Raw genomic sequence first — 19,945 nt, 5'->3', positions numbered from 1 at the left:
TTACGTTGCATTTCGTTTCGAAGGGACATCATGACCAGGCAAGAACTCATCGCCCTGCTACGCGTGGCCGAGTCTGCGCTTCACGATGCTGCGCGAATCTCCCCTACGGCGCTGGCTGCTCACTCACAGGTCGTTAGGGGCCTGCGCGCGCTGGCTGACTCGGATAGGTGCGCTCAGTGCGGTAAGGCCCTGCCGCAGGCCACTGTGGGACACCCCAAGACTTACTGCGGGCCAACGTGCCGGTCGGCTGCTTTTAGGGCCCGTAAGGGCCGGTAGCGGTTTTTTCGGGGGATGTCGAAGTGCAGATTTGGCCTGCACTCCGCAAGGGGTTGATGTAACGCCGTGCGGGGGTTCGAGCAAGGTCCCTTTTCCCTTGGCGTTACTGGGCAAGAGCCCCCTTCACCTACCCCACCATGATCAACTGTCTTTGCTTCCCTTTTACCTTTGGAGTGACGAACCATGCCCGCTTCTACACGGCGCACTTGCGTTGTGTGTGACCGCCCGAACCCGGACCCGGGGCGTGAGCTATGCGGCGCTGAGCTTTGTGCTGAGGCTGCCCTGTTGCGTGTCAGGTACGAGCGTGCCCTATCGGCTGCTCGCGCTGCTGTGTCCGCTCCTCGCTGTGTTCGCTGTGACCAACCGACTAACCGGCCTGCTCGCGTTTCGCACTGTGCCCAATGCGTTGAGGACATGGCGGAGTTGCGGCGTGAGGATGAGCGCAGGGACCGTGAGCGCAAGGCTGCGATAGCCGCTGAGGCGCCGTGTCAGGGTCCCGGCTGCTCTAACCCTGTAGGCCACCCGGATCGGCCCACACAGGCCAAGCTGTACTGCTCCTCGCGCTGCTCTAAGGCTGCTGAGTATCTGCGCCGTCGTGCCCGTATGCGCCCTGAGCCAATCGCGTGTCGTCGTTGTGGGACGCGTCATGTTCCGAGGTTCCGCGATGGAGTCTGTAAGTCGTGCGTGGCAACTCAGCGCACTGTTGCTCGCCGTAAGAGTCTGCGTGATGCGGTTACGGCCAAGCATGGCGATTCGCGCTGCTGGCATTGCGCTACCTCGCTGGCCGATGGCGCTGTGTTTGATCACTTGGTTCCCGTTGAACGGGGCGGGTTGTCGACGGTGGCTAACTGTCGTTGGGTCTGTCGTCCTTGTAACCGGTCTAAGAGCAATCTGCTCGCTGATGAATGGATGCGCGCATGACTCGCTATCCCGCTGTGTATCTCCGTGCGTTTGATGCTGCGTTTACTCGCGAGCCTGGCGCGCTGACTGATGCTTTCGACGCGTACTCAGCTATGCGCGCTGCGTTGCATGACATTGATGGCAGCAGCATTGCCCTGGGGGACTTTGCGCGTCTCGCCCGTTCGCTGGGTTTCAGTCGTCGTACGGATCATTCCGCTGGTCCGCGTAGAGACCAGTGGCGGGGCTTGGCCGTTCGCCCGCTCTACGAGCCTTGAGCGCCTGTCTGAGCGCCTCTCACAACTGCATAGCACCGTTTCCCCGTTGGGCGCCTGGCGAGCTGTCAGAGCGCCTTTTCTATTGGAGTGCGTATGGACGTCTCTACTCGCCCTACTCGCCGACCGGATACGCCCGAGTCGTTCGCGGAAGCCTGCCTGTACGCCGATGACCACATTGGCGGGTTCAGCGTGACTGCTGCTCGCTTGGCTGCTCGGCCTACTGCGCTGGATTCTCGGTATGGCCTTGACCCGCTGGTGGACCGTGAGCGTTTCGGGCGTCTGCCTGGCTACCGGCTGCGCGGAACGACGCTTGACCCGCTGGACTTTGGGGCTGCTCCTGGCCGTGGCTCTGACATCCTGTTTGAGGGTCGCGTGTTCCCTGTGGTGTCCAGTTTCACGCTGGAGGAGTCGCAGGCCGCTACAGGGGCGATGGTGGCCCGTTATAAGGCTCTTCCGGGCCGAGTGCTGAGCGAGACTCCGTCCGGTCGGCTGGTGCAGCACGGGCCGGTGAAGCTCATGCATCGTGTCTGTCGGCATTGCGCTGAGCCGTTTGAACAGTGGCGCTTTGCGAGTCAGCGCCGCAGGTGGGCAACGTTCTGTTCTACCGAACATCGAGCGGCTTATAAGCGGGTCGCGGACCGTCAGAGGTTGCGGGATAGGCGGGCAGCCGGCTGACCTCCCATTTGTAGCCGTTACATAGATAGGTGAAGGGTCCGGGGCACTAACGGCCAGCCTCGGGCCCTTTCGTTTGCTCCCTTCCGCTGTTGTGGTGTCAGCGGTAGGTCGAGGCTGCCCCCGCTTCTGGTGCCCGAGGCGGGGGTTCATGCTCTTCCGGCGCCCTGCAACAAACTCACAATGTCGTGATGGCAGTGAGCGCCGGATTTTCTTCTCACTCCCCGAAGGGGTTCCCGTGTCTAAGTACCTGCCCGAGATCTCGCCTGAGCTAGAGACTGCGTTCATGGTCTTCCGCGCTGAGTGCACTGAGCGCGCTGCTATGACCTATGTAACGCCAGTGTTCGGCATTCGCGCTGCTTTCCGTGCATGGATCAGGGACAACGATCTGCCGATTGGTAAGCCTAGCGATTTGCAGGTGAATTGGCTGCTCGACGACGCCAATGTGCCGCTTGAGACTCTGCCTTCTCGGCAGGGGCCTCGGATGCTGCACGCGTGTGGTATTCGGCTGACTGCGGGGGTCACGAAGTGAGCGAGACTACGGCCAATCCAGCCGAACAGCTTTCCGGGGTTACGGCCGACGGGTCGTCTGCTTCGGAATCTCCGGCTGCTGAGGCTGCCGACGGGCAGCTTGGTGAGGCTGGTGCGCGCACGCTGAAGAAGCTGCGCGAAGAGATCAAGGCATTGAAGGCTGAGTTGGCCGCTAAGCGCGACGCTGGCGACAACTCGGCCCTTCCGTCAGATGGTACGAGCGATTCGGCCTCTGACGCTGACGCCGGTCAAGTCGCGACGACTGGTGACGACGTCAAGCCAATTCCGCCGAGGTTCGAGGGTACTGCCGACCAGGGCGCCCGGACTGCGGCATCTGCACCCCGTCAGCTATCCCGCAGTGACCTAAGTGGCATGTCGCCTAAGGCGATTGATGCTGCTCGTCGTGCTGGCCAGTTGAAGGATCTGCTTAGCGGACGGAACTAATTCCGCCGTTTCCATCTGACGAAAGAGAGTTGCCACCATGGCGCTAACCAACTTTGTTCCTGAGGTCTACGCGGCTTCGACGCTGGCTGCCCTTGATGAGGCGCTGGCTTACGGCTCTGACGGTGTTACCAACCGTGATTTCGAGGGTGAGGTTTCGGAGTTCGGTGGCTCGGTTGTCATCAACACTGTTGCCGACCCGACCATTGAGGGTTACACCCCGTACACCGACATGACTGGCGGGAATGCTGCGACTTCCCCGCAGACGATGAACATTGACCAGCGTAAGGCTTGGTCGCTGAACATCGATGATGTCGACCGGGCGCAGGCTCGCGACGATGCGGACTTTGTCGCCAAGGTTTCTGCACGCGCTGCTCACCTGCTGGCCAAGACTGCGGATGCGTACATTGCGGCACAGATGGCCAGTGCGGTTACTCCGGGTTCCGAGGTGACCGTTGACGCTGCTGCGGACGCGTACGACCTACTGGTCGACCTGCGCACTGAGCTTTCCGAGAATGAGACTCCCATTGAGGGTCGCTGGGTCGTTGTGACCCCGGCTTTCCATGGCTTCCTGCTGAAGGACCCGCGTTTTGTCTCTTCGGGTGATGCGCTGGGCGGTGTGACTCGCTCCAATGGCGTTGTGGGTAACGCTGCTGGCTTCACCGTGCTGGAGTCCAACCAGGTTCCGAACGGCCCTGGTGCGGGCGCTGGTCGCCTTCTGATCGCTGGTCATGGTGTCGCCACCACGTACGCCGACCAGATCACGAAGGTTGAGGGTCTGCGCCACCCGAAGCAGTTTGTTGACATCCTGCGCGGTCTGCACGTTTACGGGGCGAAGGTTGTCCGCCCTGAGGCGCTGGTTGCCCGAGACGTCATCGGCGCCTGATTCACTCGCGATTGGGGCCGGACCACCTACCAATTTTCGTAGGTGCTCTGGCCCCTTTCGTGTACCTACTCACTTCCTGGAGAGCACTTGCGTCCCGAAGATCTGGTTTCCACCACGCTGAAGCACGACCCGGGTTACGACTCCACGCTAGCTAAGGCGTATCGCGCTGCGCATTGTGTGGCTGCGGACAACGGCGCCGACTTCCCGCTGACAATGACGCAGTATGGGCGCCTGCTATCTGATAGCGGGTTCACGGTGTACGACGACGCTAACGGCTACACAAAGCTGCGTGATACGGGCTTGCAGTACGACGTGTACCGTCGGTATTTCCGTGGCGCTCGATAGGCGCACCATGCTAGGGAGACTGGCAGGGCGCAGCCTGGTGGGTGGAACGATCGAGGATGATAGCGCTGAGTAATCGCGCTGAACTTCACATTGAGTGAACGTCCTTGATGTCCGTTTCACCCCATAGGGTGGGGGATGACCCCTTTGACCCATGGGGACGTTGAACGCGGGGGAGCGCGCTGCCAGGTGCGCCCGGTAAGAGACCCTGTTCTACACCCTATGTCCGATTCAGCGCCAAGCCCCCCTTCTTCACTGAGAGTGACCCGTGACTGACTACCTAGCCCACTGCTCGCGCTGCACCAAGGACAAACCCCAGTCGGCATTCGCCTGGTGCGGCGCCTATGGGCTCCAGCGCTGGTGCCGACAGTGTAAGACGGAATACCAGCGTGAACGACGTCAGCGATTGAGAGATGAGGCGAGATGATCCGCCGTATTCGTGTGCGCCTGCATGAGGACGAGCACGCGCTACTAGTCCGCCTTTCTACCAAGAGCGGCCGAAGCTACAACGACCTAATGCGTGAGGCATTGCGCCGACTGGCAGATGACAGCGAGTGAGACAGCCCCGACCTTGGGACACCCCAGGGCCGGGGCTTTCTTGCGTTCGCGAGTGGAACGGGGTCAAAATGCCGGCGGTTGCCTGACCTGCGGTTTCTTCGAACATTCGTTTGCAGTTGGCTGTGCGTGAGCTAAGCAGCCTGGTGCTCGGCGAGTAGCGCTGCGACTTCCGGCACGTCCGCGTATTCCCTCAGCCGGTCGAGAATGACGCGCACTCGCTCAGCCACTCTTTCTGACGGGGTGTCAGCCCCTAGGGAAATGACTCGGTCAGCCACGCTCGCCGCTTCCTCGGGCTCATTCGCGTCTGCCAGTGCCACGGCTAGCCATGAGAGGTACAGCGCCATTTCCCGGGTGTGCGTTGCGTCGTATTCGCTGAGCACGCTTCGCAGCAAGGGAACGGCACGTAGGGGCCGGTGAAGCTCTGTGTAGACGCGCGATTCCATGACCCGTAGCTCGCCAGCGTCGACCCAATACAGGTAGGCAGGCGACTCGATTCCCTCGCTGTCTTGGCTGAGCGCTTGTCCGGCTTCCCCGAGTGCGCGCATGGCTGCTTGCCCGTTGTCGACTCCCCCGGCTTTTGTATGTGCCCAAGCGACTCGATCGAGGTACAGCGCGCGTGCCTTTGGCGGGGCATCCGGCCCGGCATCGTTCAGGGCTGCATGCGCCAGCGTGACGCCCTCGACTTCCCTGCCTGTGTTGCTGAGTTGGTAGGCGAGTGAGCCAGCGATGTTGCCTGCAAGGGTGTGGTCTTCCGCCTGCCTCGCTGCGCTGATCCCTAGCCGGTAGATGCGCTCAGCTTCCGCATGCTGGCCTGCGTCGCTGGCAATCCATCCCGCGATTTGGGCCAACTCGCCAATCTGACGCAGGAGTTGGCGCCCTACCTCGCTGGTGTGGCTGCTCTCCCGGTAGAGCTTCACAGCGCGTCTCATGTCCCGTAGCGCAGGGCGGATGAGATCTCCCCCGGCTAGGACGTCATCGGCGAGCCGTAGGCCATGCACGCGCTGCTGTAGGTCTGCCACGGTGCCCATGCCGATACGGCGCCCTGAGCGCCCCTCTAGCGGACTTAGCGGGTCATCCTCGGGCAGGAAGTCGGCGAGTGTCGGCAAGGGTGGCTCAGCAGGCTTGAGCGGCTCGCGCAGGGTCTCGATGGACACGCCTAGGGCGCCAGCAATGAGCGGCAGCCATTCGCGGGGTGTGCGCTTGCCTGTCTCCCACCGGCTGACCTCTTGGCGCCCTACCGGCTCGCCCTGAACGCCAGCGGCACGGCAGACCTCACGCGCGAGGCGTGCCTGACTCCAACCTCGCTGCTCGCGTAGGCGCCGGATGTTCGCCCCAATGCTGGTCACCACACCTCAAGTCTGGCCTACACGTGGCCTACAGGGGGCCGCTAGTCGCTGATCAATGCCCGCAGGAGTCTGGACCCTCTAAGGAGCGATTCGAGGGGACGTCATGAGCGCAGCGACGGAATACACGACCTATCCGCCCGCTGGTACGAGGTGCGCAGCGTGTAAGGCGCCGTTCAAGGTGACGGAGCAAGCCCGACGGCTGACCCCGGAACGTGTCTCAGGCTCGCCAGTCGTGCAGTACCAGCACCTAGGGCCGTGCCCGATCAGAGGGGCTAGCCATGCTTGATCTGCGTATCCCTCGGCCGGGCAGAGTGGACCCTGATACGTGCCCTGTCTGTGCGCGTCTGCGTGTGTCGCTGAGTGCCGTTATCCAGACCAGGGCGCCGCAATTGGCAAGGGAGGTCGTGTACGCCATGCACACGCACATGGTGTACGGGCACCCCAGCGACCCTCGTAATCTCCGGCCCGCTGATCGACTGGTGTAGGTCTCAGCGGGTCGGCTGCCCCGTTCGTGCGCACGTCCCCTGTGGTGCACGGGCGGGGTCATAACCGCAGGTCAGAGGCCCTTCTGTTCATGTCATCGTTCGTGGCGTAACCTTTGCGTATTCCCACTTGGTCATGGGGCCGACTGTATCCGCTGTTGTCCACAGCCTCCCGCGTAGCCCGAGCGCGGACTGGTTAGGCTCGAAGACGTGAGCAGGCTCCAGGTCGTCAGCGGCAAGGGCGGGACCGGAAAGACCACGGTCGCCGCCGCCCTCGCGCTTGCCCTCGCCACGGCGGGGAAGCGAACGCTTCTCGTCGAGGTCGAGGGTCGGCAGGGCATCGCACAGCTCTTCGAAACGGAGGCGCTGCCCTACGAGGAACGGAAGATCGCGGTCGCTCCCGGGGGCGGGGAGGTGTACGCCCTGGCCATAGACCCCGAACTGGCCCTGCTGGACTACCTCCAGATGTTCTACAAGCTCGGCGGCGCGGGCCGGGCCCTGAAGAAGCTCGGCGCCATCGACTTCGCCACCACCGTCGCGCCGGGCCTGCGGGACGTCCTCCTGACCGGCAAGGCGTGCGAGGCGGTGCGGCGCAAGGACCGCGCCGGCCGCTTCGTGTACGACCACGTCGTGATGGACGCCCCGCCCACCGGTCGCATCACCCGCTTCCTCAACGTGAACGACGAGGTGGCCGGCCTGGCGAAGATCGGCCCCATACACAATCAGGCGCAGGCCGTGATGCGGGTGCTGAAGTCCGCCGAGACGGAGGTGCACCTGGTGACGCTGCTGGAGGAGATGCCGGTCCAGGAGACCGTCGACGGCATCGCCGAACTGCGCGGGGCGCGACTGCCGGTGGGACGCGTCATCGTGAACATGGTGCGTCCGCAGGTTTTGGACGGGCTCGACCTGGAACGCGTACGGACCGTGCCGCGCACCGCGCTCGCCCGGTCCCTGTCCGCCGCCGGCCTCGGCGGCGCGCGGCGCGGCGGAAACGCCGAGCGGCTGGTGGAGCCGCTGCTGGAGCAGGCCGAGGAATACGCAGAACGGTATCTGCTGGAGCAGGAGCAGCGGTCCGTCCTCGGTGAGCTCGGCCTGCCGCTGCACGAACTGCCGCTGTTCGCCGAGGGCATGGACCTGGCGGGCCTGTACGAACTGGCGACCGAGCTGCGGAAGCAGGGGATGTCATGAGCCCGGACCCGGCCCACGCGCACGAACCGCCCCGCCGGCTGGCCCCCGCGCCCCTGCTCGACGTCGATCCCCTGCTGGACGATCCCGGCACCCGGATCGTGGTCTGCTGCGGTTCGGGCGGTGTCGGCAAGACGACGACCGCGGCGGCCCTCGGGCTGCGGGCCGCCGAGCGCGGCCGCAAGGTGGTGGTCCTCACCATCGACCCGGCCCGCCGCCTCGCGCAGTCCATGGGCATCGACTCGCTCGACAACGTCCCGCGCCGGGTGAAGGGCACTGAGGGCGACGGCGAGCTGCACGCGATGATGCTCGACATGAAGCGCACCTTCGACGAGGTCGTCGAGGGGCACGCGGACCCCGAGCGGGCGGCCGCGATCCTGGCCAACCCCTTCTACCAGTCGCTCTCGGCGGGCTTCGCCGGCACGCAGGAGTACATGGCGATGGAGAAGCTCGGCCAGCTGCGCGCCAAGGACGAGTGGGACCTCATCGTCGTCGACACCCCGCCGTCGCGTTCCGCGCTCGACTTCCTGGACGCGCCCAAGCGGCTCGGTTCCTTCCTCGACGGCCGCCTGATCCGGCTGCTGACGGCCCCGGCCAAGCTGGGCGGGCGCGCGGGCATGAAGTTCCTGAACGTCGGCATGTCGATGATGACCGGCACGCTCGGCAAGCTGCTGGGCGGTCAACTGCTCAAGGACGTCCAGACGTTCGTGGCCGCGATGGACACGACCTTCGGCGGGTTCCGCACCCGCGCGGACGCCACGTACAAGCTGCTCCAGGCGCCCGGGACGGCGTTCCTGGTGGTCGCGGCCCCGGAGCGGGACGCGCTGCGCGAGGCCGCGTACTTCGTGGAGCGGCTGGCCGCGGAGCGGATGCCGCTCGCCGGTCTGGTCCTCAACCGGGTCCACGGCAGCGGCGCCGAACGGCTGTCGGCCGAACGGGCGCTCGCCGCCGCGGAAAATCTTGAGGAGCGCCGCATTGTGGATCAGGGGGACGGGAAGGCTGGACTTCGTAACTCTCCCGACACGTACGGCAGTTCAGATGCTCCCGTTTCCGACGTCTCCGGCGCTTCGGGCGCACCGGCTCCCGGCGACGGCTCCCCCACCGGCCCGGAGCGATCCGGGACGGGGTCGTCGCAGACCGAGCCCGCGCCGGGCACGGAATCCGCGGACCCCGAGCGTTCCGTGGACCAGCTCACCGCCGGCCTGCTGAGGCTGCACGCGGACCGCATGCAGCTGCTCTCCCGGGAGCGGCGCACGCGGGACCGTTTCACCGCGCTGCATCCCGAGGTCGCGGTGGCCGAGGTGGCCGCGCTGCCCGGCGATGTGCACGACCTCTCGGGGCTGCGGGACATCGGAAACCGACTCGCGGACAACGAACGGGAACTGCCGGAGGCGACTGCCTGACACCCACGACACGTAACCGGAGGCCTTCCGCCGCCTGACCCGTGGCACCCATGACCCACATGACAACCGTGGCACCCCTGGCACCCGACACCGGCCAAGGGCGCACCCGGCCCTGAAAAGGGTGCGCCTGCCGACCCGGTACAGGGGCGCCCTCGACCATCGAGGAAGGCGCCCTCGATCCATGGAGGGACATGCCCTCGGGCCGCCGGCTGGGGAGGTGCCCTCAGACGGCCGCCACAAGTGCCCTCAGCTCACCGCCGCGTAGTTCTCGTACACCTGGTCGTCGTCGAGCGGCACCAGGCCCACCCCGCGCTCGTACTCGAGACGGGCGGTCTCGAGCAGCCGGCGCCACGAAGTGACGGTCGGCCGGCGGCGCAGCAGCGCGCGGCGCTCCCGCTCCGTCATGCCTCCCCACACGCCGAACTCGACGCGGTTGTCGAGCGCGTCGGCCAGACATTCGGTGCGTACCGGGCATCCGGTGCACACCGCCTTGGCCCTGTTCTGCGCTGCTCCCTGAACGAACAGTTCATCCGGATCGGTAGTGCGGCAGGCCGCCTGCGCACTCCAGTCGGTTACCCAGCCCATACCGGCGCCGTCCTCTCCCGAATCGAGGCTCCCCCACGGCGGCAGCGGCATATTCACCGCCGCCAGTTGAGGACGTTACGGAAGGTGGGCACAGCGCAACACCCCCTTCGGGCCCAATCTTGAATGGCCCGAACGGACTATGGGTAAGCGGCAGATCACCCGGGGGAGTGAGCTGACGACATGTGCGACATAACCGGCAATTGAGGACGGTCCTGTTGCGCCACAACGGACGCCAGGTGGCACACAAGGCGAATTCGGGCACACCCCACACGTCTCGACAAAGAAAGTCGCGCAGACCCGGAACGTTTCGGGTCCGCCGGACGTATTGATACGTGGCCGCGCCGCTGTGACAGTTGGCAGCAGCTTAGGCCAAGGCCTATACGCGTGTCCGGCGAATGAGAACGTAGGCTGCCCTCATGCCAAACAAGCGCTCGGGCGGTGGCCTCTCGCCCATGCAGCAGGCCGCCAAGTTCCTCGGGGTCAGTGTGCTCGCGGGAGTGGTGCTGGCCGGTATCGCGCTGCCCGCCGCCGGGGTGTTCGGCCTGGCGGCCAAGGGCTCGGTCGAGGGGTTCGACGAGATCCCGGCCAACCTCAAGCGCCCACCACTCAGCCAGCGCACCACCATCCTGGACAGCAAGGGCGGCCAGATCGCTCAGGTCTACTCCCGGGACCGTACGGTGGTCGACCTCAAGGACATCTCGCCGTACATGCAGAAGGCGATCGTCGCGATCGAGGACTCGCGCTTCTACCAGCACGGCGCGATCGACCTTAAGGGCGTCCTGCGCGCCCTGAACAAGAACGCGCAGAGCGGCGGGGTCGCCCAGGGCGCCTCGACACTCACGCAGCAGTATGTGAAGAACGTCTTCGTGGAGGAGGCCGGCGACGACCCGACGAAGGTCGCGCAGGCCACCCAGCAGACCCTCGGCCGCAAGGTCAAGGAACTGAAGTTCGCGATCCAGGTCGAGCAGGAGCTGGGCAAGAAGAAGATCCTCGAGAACTACCTGAACATCACCTTCTTCGGCGAGCAGGCCTACGGCATCGAGGCCGCCTCGCGGCGCTACTTCAGCAAGCACGCCAAGGACCTCACCCTCCCCGAGTCGGCGCTGCTGGCCGGCATCGTCCAGTCGCCGAGCCGCTACGACCCGGTCAACGACGAGGCGGAGGCCACCAGGCGGCGCAACGTCGTGCTGCAGCGCATGGCCGAGGTCGGCGACGTGTCGCAGGGGGAGGCCGACCAGGCGAAGAAGGCGCCCCTGGGCCTGAGGATGACCCAGCCGCGCAACGGCTGCATCACGGCGGTCAAGGGCGCCAACTTCTTCTGCAAGTACGTCGAGCAGGTCTTCCTCAACGACCCGGTGTTCGGCGCCTCCCGCGAGAAGCGCGCCAAGGTCTGGAACCAGGGCGGCCTCACCGTCCGCACGACGCTGGACCCGCAGGCCCAGCAGTCCGTGCAGGCCTCGCTCAAGAAGCACGTCTACCAGTCGGACGCGGTCGCCGCGGCGTCGGTGCTGGTCGAGCCCGGCACCGGCAAAATCATGGGGATGGGCCAGTCGAAGCCGTACGGCTACGGCAAGAACGAGACCGAGATCAACTACTCGGTCGGCAATTCCATGGGCGGCTCCAACTTCGGCTTCCCGACGGGTTCGACGTTCAAGCCGTTCGTGGCGGCGGCCGCGCTGGAGCAGGGCCGGCCGCCGACGCAGCAGTACTCGGCGCCGTACAAGATGGAGTACCCGAGCCCCGTCCAGACGTGCGACGGCCGGCCCTGGACCAACCAGGACCACACCCAGGTCGAGAACGAGAACGAGTCGGAGAAGGGCCCGTACCGGATGAAGGAGGCGATGGCGAAGTCCATCAACACCTACTTCGTCCAGATGATCTCCGACATCGGCCTGTGCCCGGTGGCCAACATGACCGACAAGCTGCACGTGGTGCAGGGCGACGGCAGCAAGCTGCCCGAGAAGCCCGCCATCGCACTGGGCTCGATCGGCCTCTCGCCGCTGACGATGGCGAGCGCCTACGCCGCCTTCGCCGACCGGGGCACCTACTGCACGCCGGTCGCCATCCAGTCGATCACGCAGCGGGTCGGCAACCGCGAGAAGTCGCTCCCGGTCCCGAAGACGACGTGCTCGCGGGTGATGTCCCAGAAGACCGCGGACACCGTGAACACCCTGCTGCAGGGCGTGGTCGACTCCGGCACCGGTCAGCAGGCCGGCCTGTCCGACCGTGACAACGCGGGCAAGACGGGTACGACGGACGAGCGCAAGAACGCGTGGTTCGTGGGTTACACGCCCAACCTGTCGGGCGCGGTGTGGGTGGGCAGCGCCACCCAGAAGGTGAAGATGATCAACATCCGCATCGGCGGTGTGTTCAACTCCCTGGTCTACGGCGGTCAGGTGCCCGGCCCGATCTGGCGGGACGCGATGACCGGCGCCCTCGCGGGCAAGCCGGCGCCGTCCTTCAACCTCATCGACATCCCGGACCCCGAGAAGGACAACAAGGGAAAAGGAAACGGGAAGGGCCCCGGCGGCCCCACCGGCGGCACCGGTGACATCGGCGGCCTGATCGGCGGCGGCACCAGCGACGGCGGCACCTTCCCGACTCCGACCTTCTCCTTCCCCGACGGCTTCATACAGGGCCAGAGCGGATCCAACGGAAACGGCGTCGGGGGGCGGAAGGGCTGACGCGGGAGCGCGTGAGGCTCTGAAGTCACCGGGCGCCGTACTGGGAGACACAGGGAAGGGCGCCGGCAGCGGGTTGCTGCCGGCGCCCTTGTCGTTCAGTGGGCGCGCCGCGGATGTGCAGAGCTGGAGCTGCGGACGGCTCAGCCGGCCAGCAGCCTCTTGACCGCGGCGGCGACGCGGCCGCCCTCGGCCTGGCCCGCGACCTTCGGGTTCACGATCTTCATGACGGCGCCCATGGCCCGCGGGCCCTCCGCACCGGCCGCCCTGGCCTCCTCGACGGCCTGCGCGACGATCCGGTTCAGCTCCTCGTCGGACAGCTGCTTGGGCAGGTACGCGGCAAGCAACTCACCCTCGGCCTTCTCCCGCTCGGCCTGCTCGGGACGACCGCCCTGCGCGAACGCGTCGGCGGCCTCACGGCGCTTCTTGGCCTCCTTGGTGATCACCTTGAGGACCTCGTCGTCGGAGAGCTCGCGCTTCTCCTTGCCCGCGACCTCCTCCTTGGTGATCGCGGTGAGCGTCAGCCGGAGCGTCGAGGAGCGGAGCTCGTCGCGCTCCCTGATCGCGGCGTTGAGGTCTTCCTGCAGCTTCGACTTGAGCGTGGTCATGGGTCCGATTGTCGCAGGTGCGCCGACACACCCGCGCGCCGATTTCCGGGGCACGCCCGAGTGTTGACCCCTCGCCGCCGTTCCTTCGATCTCCCGAACGATTTCCGCCGCACCGCACGGGCCTGACACGATGGACCCATGCGCGCGCGATACGGAGTACCCCTGGGCATCACGGCGGTCGCGGCCGCCGGTCTTCTCTACTCCGCGGGCTTCGAGGCCCGCTCCTTCCGTCTGCGGCGGGTGACCGTCCCCGTCCTGCCCTCCGGGATGCGCCCCCTGCGTGTGCTGCAGGTCTCCGACATCCACATGGTCGGCGGCCAGCGCAAGAAGCAGCGCTGGCTGCGCTCGCTGGCCGGTCTGCGCCCGGACTTCGTGATCAACACCGGGGACAACCTCTCGGACCCGGAGGGCGTGCCGGAGGTCCTGGACTCGCTGGGCCCCCTGATGGACTTCCCGGGGGCGTACGTCTTCGGCTCCAACGACTACTACGGCCCCAAGCTCCGCAACCCCGCCCGCTACCTGATCGAGAAGGCCCACGGCCGCCACGGCCTGAACGGCAACGCGCCCGCGGTCGGCGTCGTGCACAACCCGTGGGAGGACCTGCGCGACGGCTTCGACGCGGCGGGCTGGCTCAACCTGACGAACACGCGCGGCATCCTGAAGGTCGAGGGCGTGTCGGTGGAGCTGACGGGCCTGGACGACCCGCACATCAGGCGGGACCGCTACGCGCGGGTGGCAGGCGGCCCGTCGGGCTCGGCGGACTTCTCCATGGGCGTGGTGCACGCGCCGTACCTGCGCGTCCTGGACGCCTTCGCGGCCGACGACTACCCCCTGATCCTGGCCGGCCACACCCACGGCGGCCAGCTCTGCATCCCCTTCTACGGGGCCCTCGTGACCAACTGCGACCTGGACACGGACCGGGTGAAGGGCCTGTCCACCCATACGGCCGAGGGCCACACCTCCTACCTGCACGTCTCGGCGGGCTGCGGCACCAACCGCTACACCCCGGTCCGCTTCGCCTGCCCACCGGAGGCGACGTTGCTGACGCTGGTTGGTCGGGAGTAGGCAGCCCTGGGCAGGTCTCTGGACGGGTCCTGCCCGGAGCCGTGGCGGGCGGGTCCCTGGCCGGGACAGGCGCCCCGAACCGGCACCGCGCCCGCCGGGCCGTTCCGGGCGGGGGGTCTCACGGCACCCACCGGCAGGTCCGGGAACCGCGTCGGCCAGGCCGGGCCAGGCCGGGGGCCTCACGGCCCGGGGGCAGACCCACCCGGAACCGACCCCCGGCGCCGACCTGCCGTAACTCGGACAGCGCACCCGAATCGCCCCATTCATCCCCTCTCCCTACCGTGAGGGCATGACCGCCCCGATCCCCAGGGACATACCGGATCTCCCCGCGATCCCGGGCATACCCGTCCTGATGCCCTCCGCCGTCCCCGCGACCGCGGTGGTGGAGCCCACCCGACGCCCCTGGACGGCGCTCTACCGCCTGCTGGTCGCCGCATCGACCGCGGCCGCGGTCGCCGTCGAGGTGGCCATCGGCCCCCCGGCCCACGTCCTGAGCCACTTCGCGATCCAGGCCGCCGTCCTGCTGGCCGCCGTCATGGCCTCCTCGGCCCGCAGAGCGTGGACCGCCCGCCGTCCCCTGCCCTCGGCACTGACCGGCGCGGCGCTGCTCTACGTCATCATCGCGGGCCTGGTCTACCACCTGCTCCTGACCCGCACGGCCACGCCGTTCTCCCTGACGGGCGCACCGGGCACCCACACGGTGTGGCAGGCGGCGGCCGGCGCGATCATCCACACCGCGGCCCCGGTGGCGGCACTCCTGGACTGGCTCCTGCTGACCATCCCCGACCGCCTGCACCTGCGCCAGACGGCCACATGGATGCTGTACCCCCTGACCTACCTGGCCTTCTCCCTCACCCGGGGCGAACTGCTCCACCCCGGCGCACCGGGCCGCTACCTGTACCCATTCCTGGACGTCGTCCGGCACGGCTACAAGCACGTCCTCGGCAACGCCCTCCTCCTGGGCCTCTCCTTCTACGCCCTGGCCGTCCTCCTCGTGGCCCTGGACCACACCCGCCCGAACCCCGTCCGCCGTCGCTACAAAACCGGATTTCGTCTCCGGCCACCGGTGGGCTAAAGTAAACGACGTCGCCGCGGCAACGCAGTGGCATCGGGGTGTAGCGCAGCTTGGCAGCGCGCTTCGTTCGGGACGAAGAGGTCGTGGGTTCAAATCCCGCCACCCCGACACAGGTCAGAGGGCCAATCGCGTGATCGCGATTGGCCCTCTTTCGTGCTTGGGGGGCCAAACGGGGGGCCAACCGAAGTTGATCAGGGTTGGCGCTACGTCCACTAGGTCCTCCACATAGGGTCGTCCCAGACGCAGCACGAGACCCTTGTGCCGGCCTCAGGGGATGATGCTGTCCGCGGAGAGCACCGGTTCCGCCCATGCAGCGAAGCCGAAGATCGGTCGCTGAGTAAGCCTTCCCCCGCTGTCGTCATACAGCGTCCGACGCACCCTTCGGCCTCGACGCACCAGGTATCGGAGGCCCTCTACGTCGACGATCCCGCACCCGCCAGCGTCCAGGTCGATGGAAGCCTCGTCGACGCGGTTGACATCCCAACCCGCCTTCGCGGCGAGATGCATCCACACCTGGATCGCTCGCTCGGGCTGCTCCGCGGAGAAGCCCGTCCCGCTCTCGCGATGATCTGCCCCGGGTCAGGTCGCTCGTCAATGGCCATTGCAGCCCCTCTCATCGACAGGCGATCATGGCAGAGTCCTCAGCCCAGCCGACTCGCCGGGTCTCCGGGAAGCCTTTGCGGGACAGCCTAGGGTGCGGTTCTGATCAGCCGGGCGCATATGGGAGACACATGCCGGAGCAAGCAGAAGCCCTACGGATCGCGGTCACGTTCTTGGAGCGGAGCCAGCGCACCACAGAACCACCACTCGCCATCGATGCAGCGCGAGTCCGAGTGGGCCATGGCCTCCTGATCGTGCCCTATAACTCCGTCCAGTACCTAACCTCACGCGACCCCAGGGATCAGCTCCTCGACTGCTGGCCGATCCTCGTCGATCTTGAGACCGGGCACGTCCGGTTCGGCACACTCGAGGAGAGGCCTCTCTGGAAGCAGGCGTCCACCTTGAGCGCGATCGTGTGTCTGTTACGGGACAGCTCTTAAGGGTTGTCCCGTATGTTCTCGGGGCATGCTGAGCGTCGGGGCGACTGGTTGAACTGGGTAGCGATCGAGTGATCGCGAGTGGGCGGCAGAGTGCGTCCATGATCACGACGCTGTTTCTTTGCGAACCGCCTGCGGGGTTGGCTCGAGGGATGACCCGAGGCGATCTATTTACCCCCTAAAGACCGTAATTACAAGGGGGGTATGCATGGTAAACGGCAACGCATTCTCCGATCCTGCAAGCCATCTGATCGGCCTCTATCGAGATCAGAGCTCCGGTGGATTTCGATTCGTTATGCCCAGGCCAGGCAAAAGGGGCGTCAATACTGTCACCAGTGCGGCCTTCGCCACTTTCTACAGCATCCTTGACGCCAAGGACAAGCCGCCAAAGGCGTCAACCTCGCTTAAGTACATCAGCTTCGTGGCGAGCAAGCACGCAGCAGGAGCGGCCGTCGATATCCTCGTAGGGCAGCTGCTCGATACCGCGCTTGCTGACGCCCTCCGCACGCTTGGCGATGTGAGCCTCAGGGCTGCGTCTGTAGAGCTTGATGACGCCAACAACGAACCCACCGAGAAGGGCAAGAAACGTCATCGCATGCTCGCGCAGGGGCACCTTGGCGTGGTGTTCCAGGCGGCCGAGAGCGAGATAACAGCATTTGAGAAGAAGCTACTCCCCCACACAGATCGAAGAGCTGAGGCGCACCGCAAAGCGACTCTTGTTGCAGCCACCATTGCGCTCATCAACCACGACGCCGGCATGCAGGCAGCGGCTAAATGGGCCGAGAAGGCGAAAACTCATTTCGAGCGATACGACGAGCTGAAGGGCGACACTGATAGGGCGGTCCTAGCCCGCATGAACCGGCAGGAGAGCAAGCTTCAGTCCGGCCGGTCACCTATCGTGATACACCCCACCCGGAGTGGTAATGCCGCAGGGCCTTGCGGACCCCGCTGGGTCTTACGCAAGACCGCCATTCGGGAACTCCAAGAAGACAGGCGCCCGATCTTAGCACGCGTTACCACGCTTAAAGAGGAGCGATCGCATTTTGAAGTGCTCTATAGAGCCCTCCGGTCTTAAGAGGTTGCCCCGTATGGAGCGTGGGTTATCCGGTGAGGGTCAGGTTGTGTAACCGGGCGATGCCGAGCATGGCTTGGTGAACGCCGCGCCCCTTGAGACGGCAGTCCCGCAGGACCTTGGATGGCGTTGCGGGGGTCTGTTTGGTATACCGCAACGAGGTACAGCAACCACAGCAACCGACCCCGTCCTGTAGCGGCCTTGTGAGACCTCGGCGCGATGCCCGTCGCTTACCGGTCCACATAGAGCCACGGATCAGAAGGCTTCTGACATCCACGGCTGACATCAACGACGCCGGACGGGGACGAACATCAGCAACTCTGTCCGGCCAGGGCACCAGCCGACGACAGCAGCCGGAGCGGGTTCGGATCGAACTCCTAAAGCCAATGCCGGTGACTTTGCCGCCTTCCAGAGCTCGGCCGTGAGGGTACAGCCGCAGGTCAAAGGCTTGCGCGCGCCGTTAAGTCAGTGGCATTGCTCCTAAAGCGGGTGTCGGAGGTTCGAATCCTGCCGGGGGCACAGAAGAAAGGGCCAGCTCAGGAGGGTTTCCCTCCCAGGCTGGCCCTTCGTCGTTCCAGGCGCCGTGCCACACGCACGCCACTACGTCCGCTCGGCGTCCTCTCCAGAGGACTCGGAGGCCGCTCCCCCACCGCCTCGGATCATGGCCCCGAGCCGATCCGCGATGGCCCGATCACGGTCGCTGGTCATGTGCTGATAGATCAGAGCGGCCCGTGAGCTGCTGTGGCCCATGCGCGTCATCAGCTCACGCGTACTTGCCCCCGCCGTCGAGGGCCAGCGTGCCCGTGTGCCGGAGATCGTGGAAGTGCAGCTCCGCCGTGACGCCTGCGGCCTGCCGTGCCTTGACCCAGTCGTCCCGGAAGTTGCTCCGCCGTAACTGCCCGCCCTGCGGCCCGACGAAGACGTGACCGTCACGACCAGCCGCAGCGAACTGCTCCAGGTGGTGCGTTCAAAGAGACATCGGGTAGCTCAAGTTACGCTCAGAACCGAGATCTCTTTCTTGAAGTGCGCATGCTCAGCCCGTAGCGTTCTGGGCATCCGGCCGCCTGACCAGCGGCCACTAACAAGGGGGAACCCATGGGTATACGGATGCGTCGAACTGCCATCGCGTCCAGCACGGCACTGCTGCTCTGCCTCGGAGTAGGCGGGACTGCAAATGCAGACTCCAACCCCACAGAGAACCCGGTCGAGATCAACACTGCGCCGCCGCAGGAACCCGAGGAACAGGTCACCGATGTTCCCGATGACGCGGTCAACGATGAACCCACGGGCAAGCCGGATCCCGACGCAGTACCTGCCGGCCGAGACTGCGGTCAGACTGAATTCGTGTACAAGCCCAAGTCGCAGGGCAAGCAGTACCACCAGGGCGTGGGGGCCACGAACGCGAACTACAACGGCACCTCCAGAACTGCCAAGTCGACCTTCACCTCTGAGGTGACGGGCGAGGTAGGTGTCTCCGTCAGCGGCGATCTGCAAACGTCGGTCAACACGATGCTCATGAAGATCAAGGCCAAGTTCAACGTCACCGTGTCGGCGAAGCTCACCGCCAAGCTCGGCAACCAGATCGCCGTGGACACCCCACCCCACAAGACCACGCACGCCAAATACGGTGTCTACCGGCTGAAGCACACCGGGGTCAGCTACGTGATTCACACGAATTGCACTGTCTCCCCCGAGAAGACCGTTGTCAGCTACTCCCCCTACCGGGTCGGGTGGTACTTGTGGGAAAGCTGAAGAAGTTGACGGCCGCCGCGGGACTCGCAGCGGTGGTTGCGTTGGCGGGCTGCACCAGCGATCAGGACCCGGCCACGCCTTCTCCTCATAAGTCGCCGCCCCGGTCCACAACCTCTCCGACCAGCTCGCCGACGTCAGAGCGCGCTGAGAACGTTCCTGGGGAGACTGTGACCAAAGCGCCGGTGCTTCCGGACGGGAAGGTTGTGGCACAGGCCGTGAACGCCACGGGCAATCGAGAGGTGGAGATCCGAGGCGGAATCAAGGCCGGACCGCTGTCAGTCCTCGTGAATTGCCAGGGTAAGGGAACCCTGACCATCTCCGTGGAACCGATCGGGCTGAGCTTTCCCCTCGAATGCGTGGATGGAGAGGTCAGCAGTACCTTCAACCAACTCGCCCTGAAGCGCGCCCGTGATCACGGCACCGTGAACGTGACGGCCCCATCCCAGGTTCGCTGGGCACTTACCGTCGGACAGTAAACCGGAAGCGGTTCGGCACTCACGCCGATTGCCGAACCCATTTCGTGACGGTCGAACTTGGGCCGTCTGTGGGCCATCCGAGGGCGGCCGACGACGACAGATGACAACAGTCGACGACAGCCCTCCCCCTGCTCAACGGGGGGTGGTTCGGGTACCGGCGCAGGCGCTCATCCTTGAAGCAGAGTTGAGGAACATCAGAAGACCAGATGGCAGGCCCCCGACGCCGTATCCACCAGCAGTGACGGCAACGTTGACGGCAACGACGACGGACGGCAGCGGCACTGGACGGCCCGGCAC

Annotated in this window: 16 protein-coding genes, 1 tRNA gene and 3 pseudogenes; 14 read left to right on the top strand and 6 right to left on the bottom strand. The window is 65.7% G+C overall.

Annotated elements, in window-relative coordinates:
• Positions 1 to 459: 459 nt before the first annotated feature.
• The 4 genes from ACF1A5_RS09905 to ACF1A5_RS09890 all read left to right on the top strand — a co-directional run bounded on the left by ACF1A5_RS09905 (position 460) and on the right by ACF1A5_RS09890 (position 4,881).
• On the top strand, positions 460 to 1,197 hold the full coding sequence (locus ACF1A5_RS09905) for an HNH endonuclease (protein WP_392192324.1): 738 nt from the start codon (positions 460 to 462) through the stop codon (positions 1,195 to 1,197).
• Positions 1,198 to 2,361: 1,164 nt separating this feature from the next.
• A complete protein-coding gene (locus ACF1A5_RS09900; protein WP_392192323.1) occupies positions 2,362 to 2,655 on the top strand; it encodes a hypothetical protein in 294 nt (97 codons plus the stop codon).
• Between the two features lie 480 nt (positions 2,656 to 3,135).
• Positions 3,136 to 3,981 (top strand): P22 coat protein - protein 5 domain protein, encoded by an 846-nt coding sequence (locus ACF1A5_RS09895; protein ID WP_392192322.1) that lies wholly within the window; start codon positions 3,136 to 3,138, stop codon positions 3,979 to 3,981.
• Positions 3,982 to 4,746: 765 nt separating this feature from the next.
• On the top strand, positions 4,747 to 4,881 hold the full coding sequence (locus ACF1A5_RS09890; protein WP_392192321.1) for a ribbon-helix-helix protein, CopG family: 135 nt from the start codon (positions 4,747 to 4,749) through the stop codon (positions 4,879 to 4,881).
• A gap of 131 nt (positions 4,882 to 5,012) precedes the next feature.
• Here ACF1A5_RS09890 and ACF1A5_RS09885 read toward each other — a convergent pair whose 3' ends face one another.
• Positions 5,013 to 5,798, bottom strand: a complete 786-nt coding sequence (locus ACF1A5_RS09885; RefSeq protein ID WP_392192440.1) for a hypothetical protein — start codon at positions 5,796 to 5,798, stop codon at positions 5,013 to 5,015.
• 228 nt (positions 5,799 to 6,026) lie between these two features.
• Positions 6,027 to 6,227 (bottom strand): annotated as a pseudogene (locus ACF1A5_RS09880) (helix-turn-helix transcriptional regulator); the annotation flags it as partial.
• 692 nt (positions 6,228 to 6,919) lie between these two features.
• Here ACF1A5_RS09880 and ACF1A5_RS09875 point away from each other — a divergent pair.
• Together ACF1A5_RS09875 and ACF1A5_RS09870 are read left to right on the top strand one after the other, a co-directional pair.
• Positions 6,920 to 7,897 carry an ArsA-related P-loop ATPase gene (locus ACF1A5_RS09875; protein ID WP_392192320.1) on the top strand — a complete coding sequence of 326 codons (978 nt, stop codon included), beginning with the start codon at positions 6,920 to 6,922 and terminating at the stop codon, positions 7,895 to 7,897.
• Entirely contained in the window at positions 7,894 to 9,297 is a 1,404-nt protein-coding gene (locus ACF1A5_RS09870) for an ArsA family ATPase (protein WP_392192319.1), read from the top strand. Before ACF1A5_RS09875 ends, ACF1A5_RS09870 begins: the two co-directional genes overlap by 4 nt.
• Positions 9,298 to 9,543: 246 nt before the next feature.
• Here ACF1A5_RS09870 and wblA read toward each other — a convergent pair whose 3' ends face one another.
• A complete protein-coding gene (gene wblA / locus ACF1A5_RS09865; RefSeq protein WP_356184958.1) occupies positions 9,544 to 9,882 on the bottom strand; it encodes a transcriptional regulator WblA in 339 nt (112 codons plus the stop codon).
• A 416-nt stretch (positions 9,883 to 10,298) separates the two neighbouring features.
• Between wblA and ACF1A5_RS09860 the strand changes: the two genes are divergently transcribed.
• Positions 10,299 to 12,566 (top strand): transglycosylase domain-containing protein, encoded by a 2,268-nt coding sequence (locus tag ACF1A5_RS09860; protein ID WP_392192318.1) that lies wholly within the window; start codon positions 10,299 to 10,301, stop codon positions 12,564 to 12,566.
• 140 nt (positions 12,567 to 12,706) lie between these two features.
• Here ACF1A5_RS09860 and ACF1A5_RS09855 read toward each other — a convergent pair whose 3' ends face one another.
• Positions 12,707 to 13,171: a GatB/YqeY domain-containing protein gene (locus tag ACF1A5_RS09855; RefSeq protein ID WP_392192317.1), complete on the bottom strand. Its 465-nt coding sequence runs from the start codon at positions 13,169 to 13,171 to the stop codon at positions 12,707 to 12,709.
• Positions 13,172 to 13,309: 138 nt separating this feature from the next.
• Here ACF1A5_RS09855 and ACF1A5_RS09850 point away from each other — a divergent pair, with 138 nt between their 5' ends.
• The 5 genes from ACF1A5_RS09850 (at position 13,310) to ACF1A5_RS09830 (ending at position 17,423) form a co-directional block, all read left to right on the top strand.
• Positions 13,310 to 14,236 (top strand): metallophosphoesterase, encoded by a 927-nt coding sequence (locus tag ACF1A5_RS09850; protein WP_392192316.1) that lies wholly within the window; start codon positions 13,310 to 13,312, stop codon positions 14,234 to 14,236.
• Between the two features lie 289 nt (positions 14,237 to 14,525).
• Positions 14,526 to 15,311: a Pr6Pr family membrane protein gene (locus ACF1A5_RS09845; RefSeq protein ID WP_392192315.1), complete on the top strand. Its 786-nt coding sequence runs from the start codon at positions 14,526 to 14,528 to the stop codon at positions 15,309 to 15,311.
• A gap of 34 nt (positions 15,312 to 15,345) precedes the next feature.
• Positions 15,346 to 15,419 (top strand) — tRNA-Pro (locus ACF1A5_RS09840).
• A gap of 521 nt (positions 15,420 to 15,940) precedes the next feature.
• Positions 15,941 to 16,351, top strand: coding sequence for a YrhB domain-containing protein (locus ACF1A5_RS09835; RefSeq protein ID WP_392192314.1), 411 nt, complete (start codon positions 15,941 to 15,943; stop codon positions 16,349 to 16,351).
• Between the two features lie 205 nt (positions 16,352 to 16,556).
• Complete coding sequence (locus ACF1A5_RS09830; RefSeq protein WP_392192313.1) at positions 16,557 to 17,423, top strand: hypothetical protein; 867 nt, start codon at positions 16,557 to 16,559, stop codon at positions 17,421 to 17,423.
• A gap of 25 nt (positions 17,424 to 17,448) precedes the next feature.
• Here ACF1A5_RS09830 and ACF1A5_RS09825 read toward each other — a convergent pair.
• Both ACF1A5_RS09825 and ACF1A5_RS09820 read right to left on the bottom strand, forming a co-directional pair.
• A pseudogene (locus ACF1A5_RS09825) lies at positions 17,449 to 17,541 on the bottom strand (IS5/IS1182 family transposase); the annotation flags it as partial.
• 479 nt (positions 17,542 to 18,020) lie between these two features.
• A pseudogene (locus ACF1A5_RS09820) lies at positions 18,021 to 18,387 on the bottom strand (tyrosine-type recombinase/integrase); the annotation flags it as partial.
• A 128-nt stretch (positions 18,388 to 18,515) separates the two neighbouring features.
• Here ACF1A5_RS09820 and ACF1A5_RS09815 point away from each other — a divergent pair.
• Together ACF1A5_RS09815 and ACF1A5_RS09810 are read left to right on the top strand one after the other, a co-directional pair.
• Positions 18,516 to 19,172: a hypothetical protein gene (locus tag ACF1A5_RS09815; RefSeq protein ID WP_392192312.1), complete on the top strand. Its 657-nt coding sequence runs from the start codon at positions 18,516 to 18,518 to the stop codon at positions 19,170 to 19,172.
• A 167-nt stretch (positions 19,173 to 19,339) separates the two neighbouring features.
• Positions 19,340 to 19,648, top strand: coding sequence for a hypothetical protein (locus tag ACF1A5_RS09810; protein ID WP_392192311.1), 309 nt, complete (start codon positions 19,340 to 19,342; stop codon positions 19,646 to 19,648).
• Positions 19,649 to 19,945: the final 297 nt, after the last annotated feature.

The sequence above is a fragment of the Streptomyces sp. NPDC014864 genome (assembly GCF_043081525.1).
Taxonomy (GTDB): domain Bacteria; phylum Actinomycetota; class Actinomycetes; order Streptomycetales; family Streptomycetaceae; genus Streptomyces.
This window is presented reverse-complemented; position numbering and strand designations above follow the sequence as displayed.

Excerpts from the sequence above, each read along its gene's own strand:
- ACF1A5_RS09860 (WP_392192318.1), top strand. The coding sequence starts at position 10,299 with ATGCCAAACAAGCGCTCGGGCGGTGGCCTCTCGCCCATGCAGCAGGCC.
- ACF1A5_RS09905 (WP_392192324.1), top strand. The coding sequence starts at position 460 with ATGCCCGCTTCTACACGGCGCACTTGCGTTGTGTGTGACCGCCCGAAC.
- ACF1A5_RS09855 (WP_392192317.1), bottom strand. The coding sequence starts at position 13,171 with ATGACCACGCTCAAGTCGAAGCTGCAGGAAGACCTCAACGCCGCGATC.
- ACF1A5_RS09895 (WP_392192322.1), top strand. The coding sequence starts at position 3,136 with ATGGCGCTAACCAACTTTGTTCCTGAGGTCTACGCGGCTTCGACGCTG.
- ACF1A5_RS09890 (WP_392192321.1), top strand. The coding sequence starts at position 4,747 with ATGATCCGCCGTATTCGTGTGCGCCTGCATGAGGACGAGCACGCGCTA.
- ACF1A5_RS09830 (WP_392192313.1), top strand. The coding sequence starts at position 16,557 with ATGGTAAACGGCAACGCATTCTCCGATCCTGCAAGCCATCTGATCGGC.
- ACF1A5_RS09870 (WP_392192319.1), top strand. The coding sequence starts at position 7,894 with ATGAGCCCGGACCCGGCCCACGCGCACGAACCGCCCCGCCGGCTGGCC.
- ACF1A5_RS09845 (WP_392192315.1), top strand. The coding sequence starts at position 14,526 with ATGACCGCCCCGATCCCCAGGGACATACCGGATCTCCCCGCGATCCCG.
- ACF1A5_RS09850 (WP_392192316.1), top strand. The coding sequence starts at position 13,310 with ATGCGCGCGCGATACGGAGTACCCCTGGGCATCACGGCGGTCGCGGCC.
- ACF1A5_RS09815 (WP_392192312.1), top strand. The coding sequence starts at position 18,516 with ATGGGTATACGGATGCGTCGAACTGCCATCGCGTCCAGCACGGCACTG.
- ACF1A5_RS09835 (WP_392192314.1), top strand. The coding sequence starts at position 15,941 with ATGGCAGAGTCCTCAGCCCAGCCGACTCGCCGGGTCTCCGGGAAGCCT.
- wblA (WP_356184958.1), bottom strand. The coding sequence starts at position 9,882 with ATGGGCTGGGTAACCGACTGGAGTGCGCAGGCGGCCTGCCGCACTACC.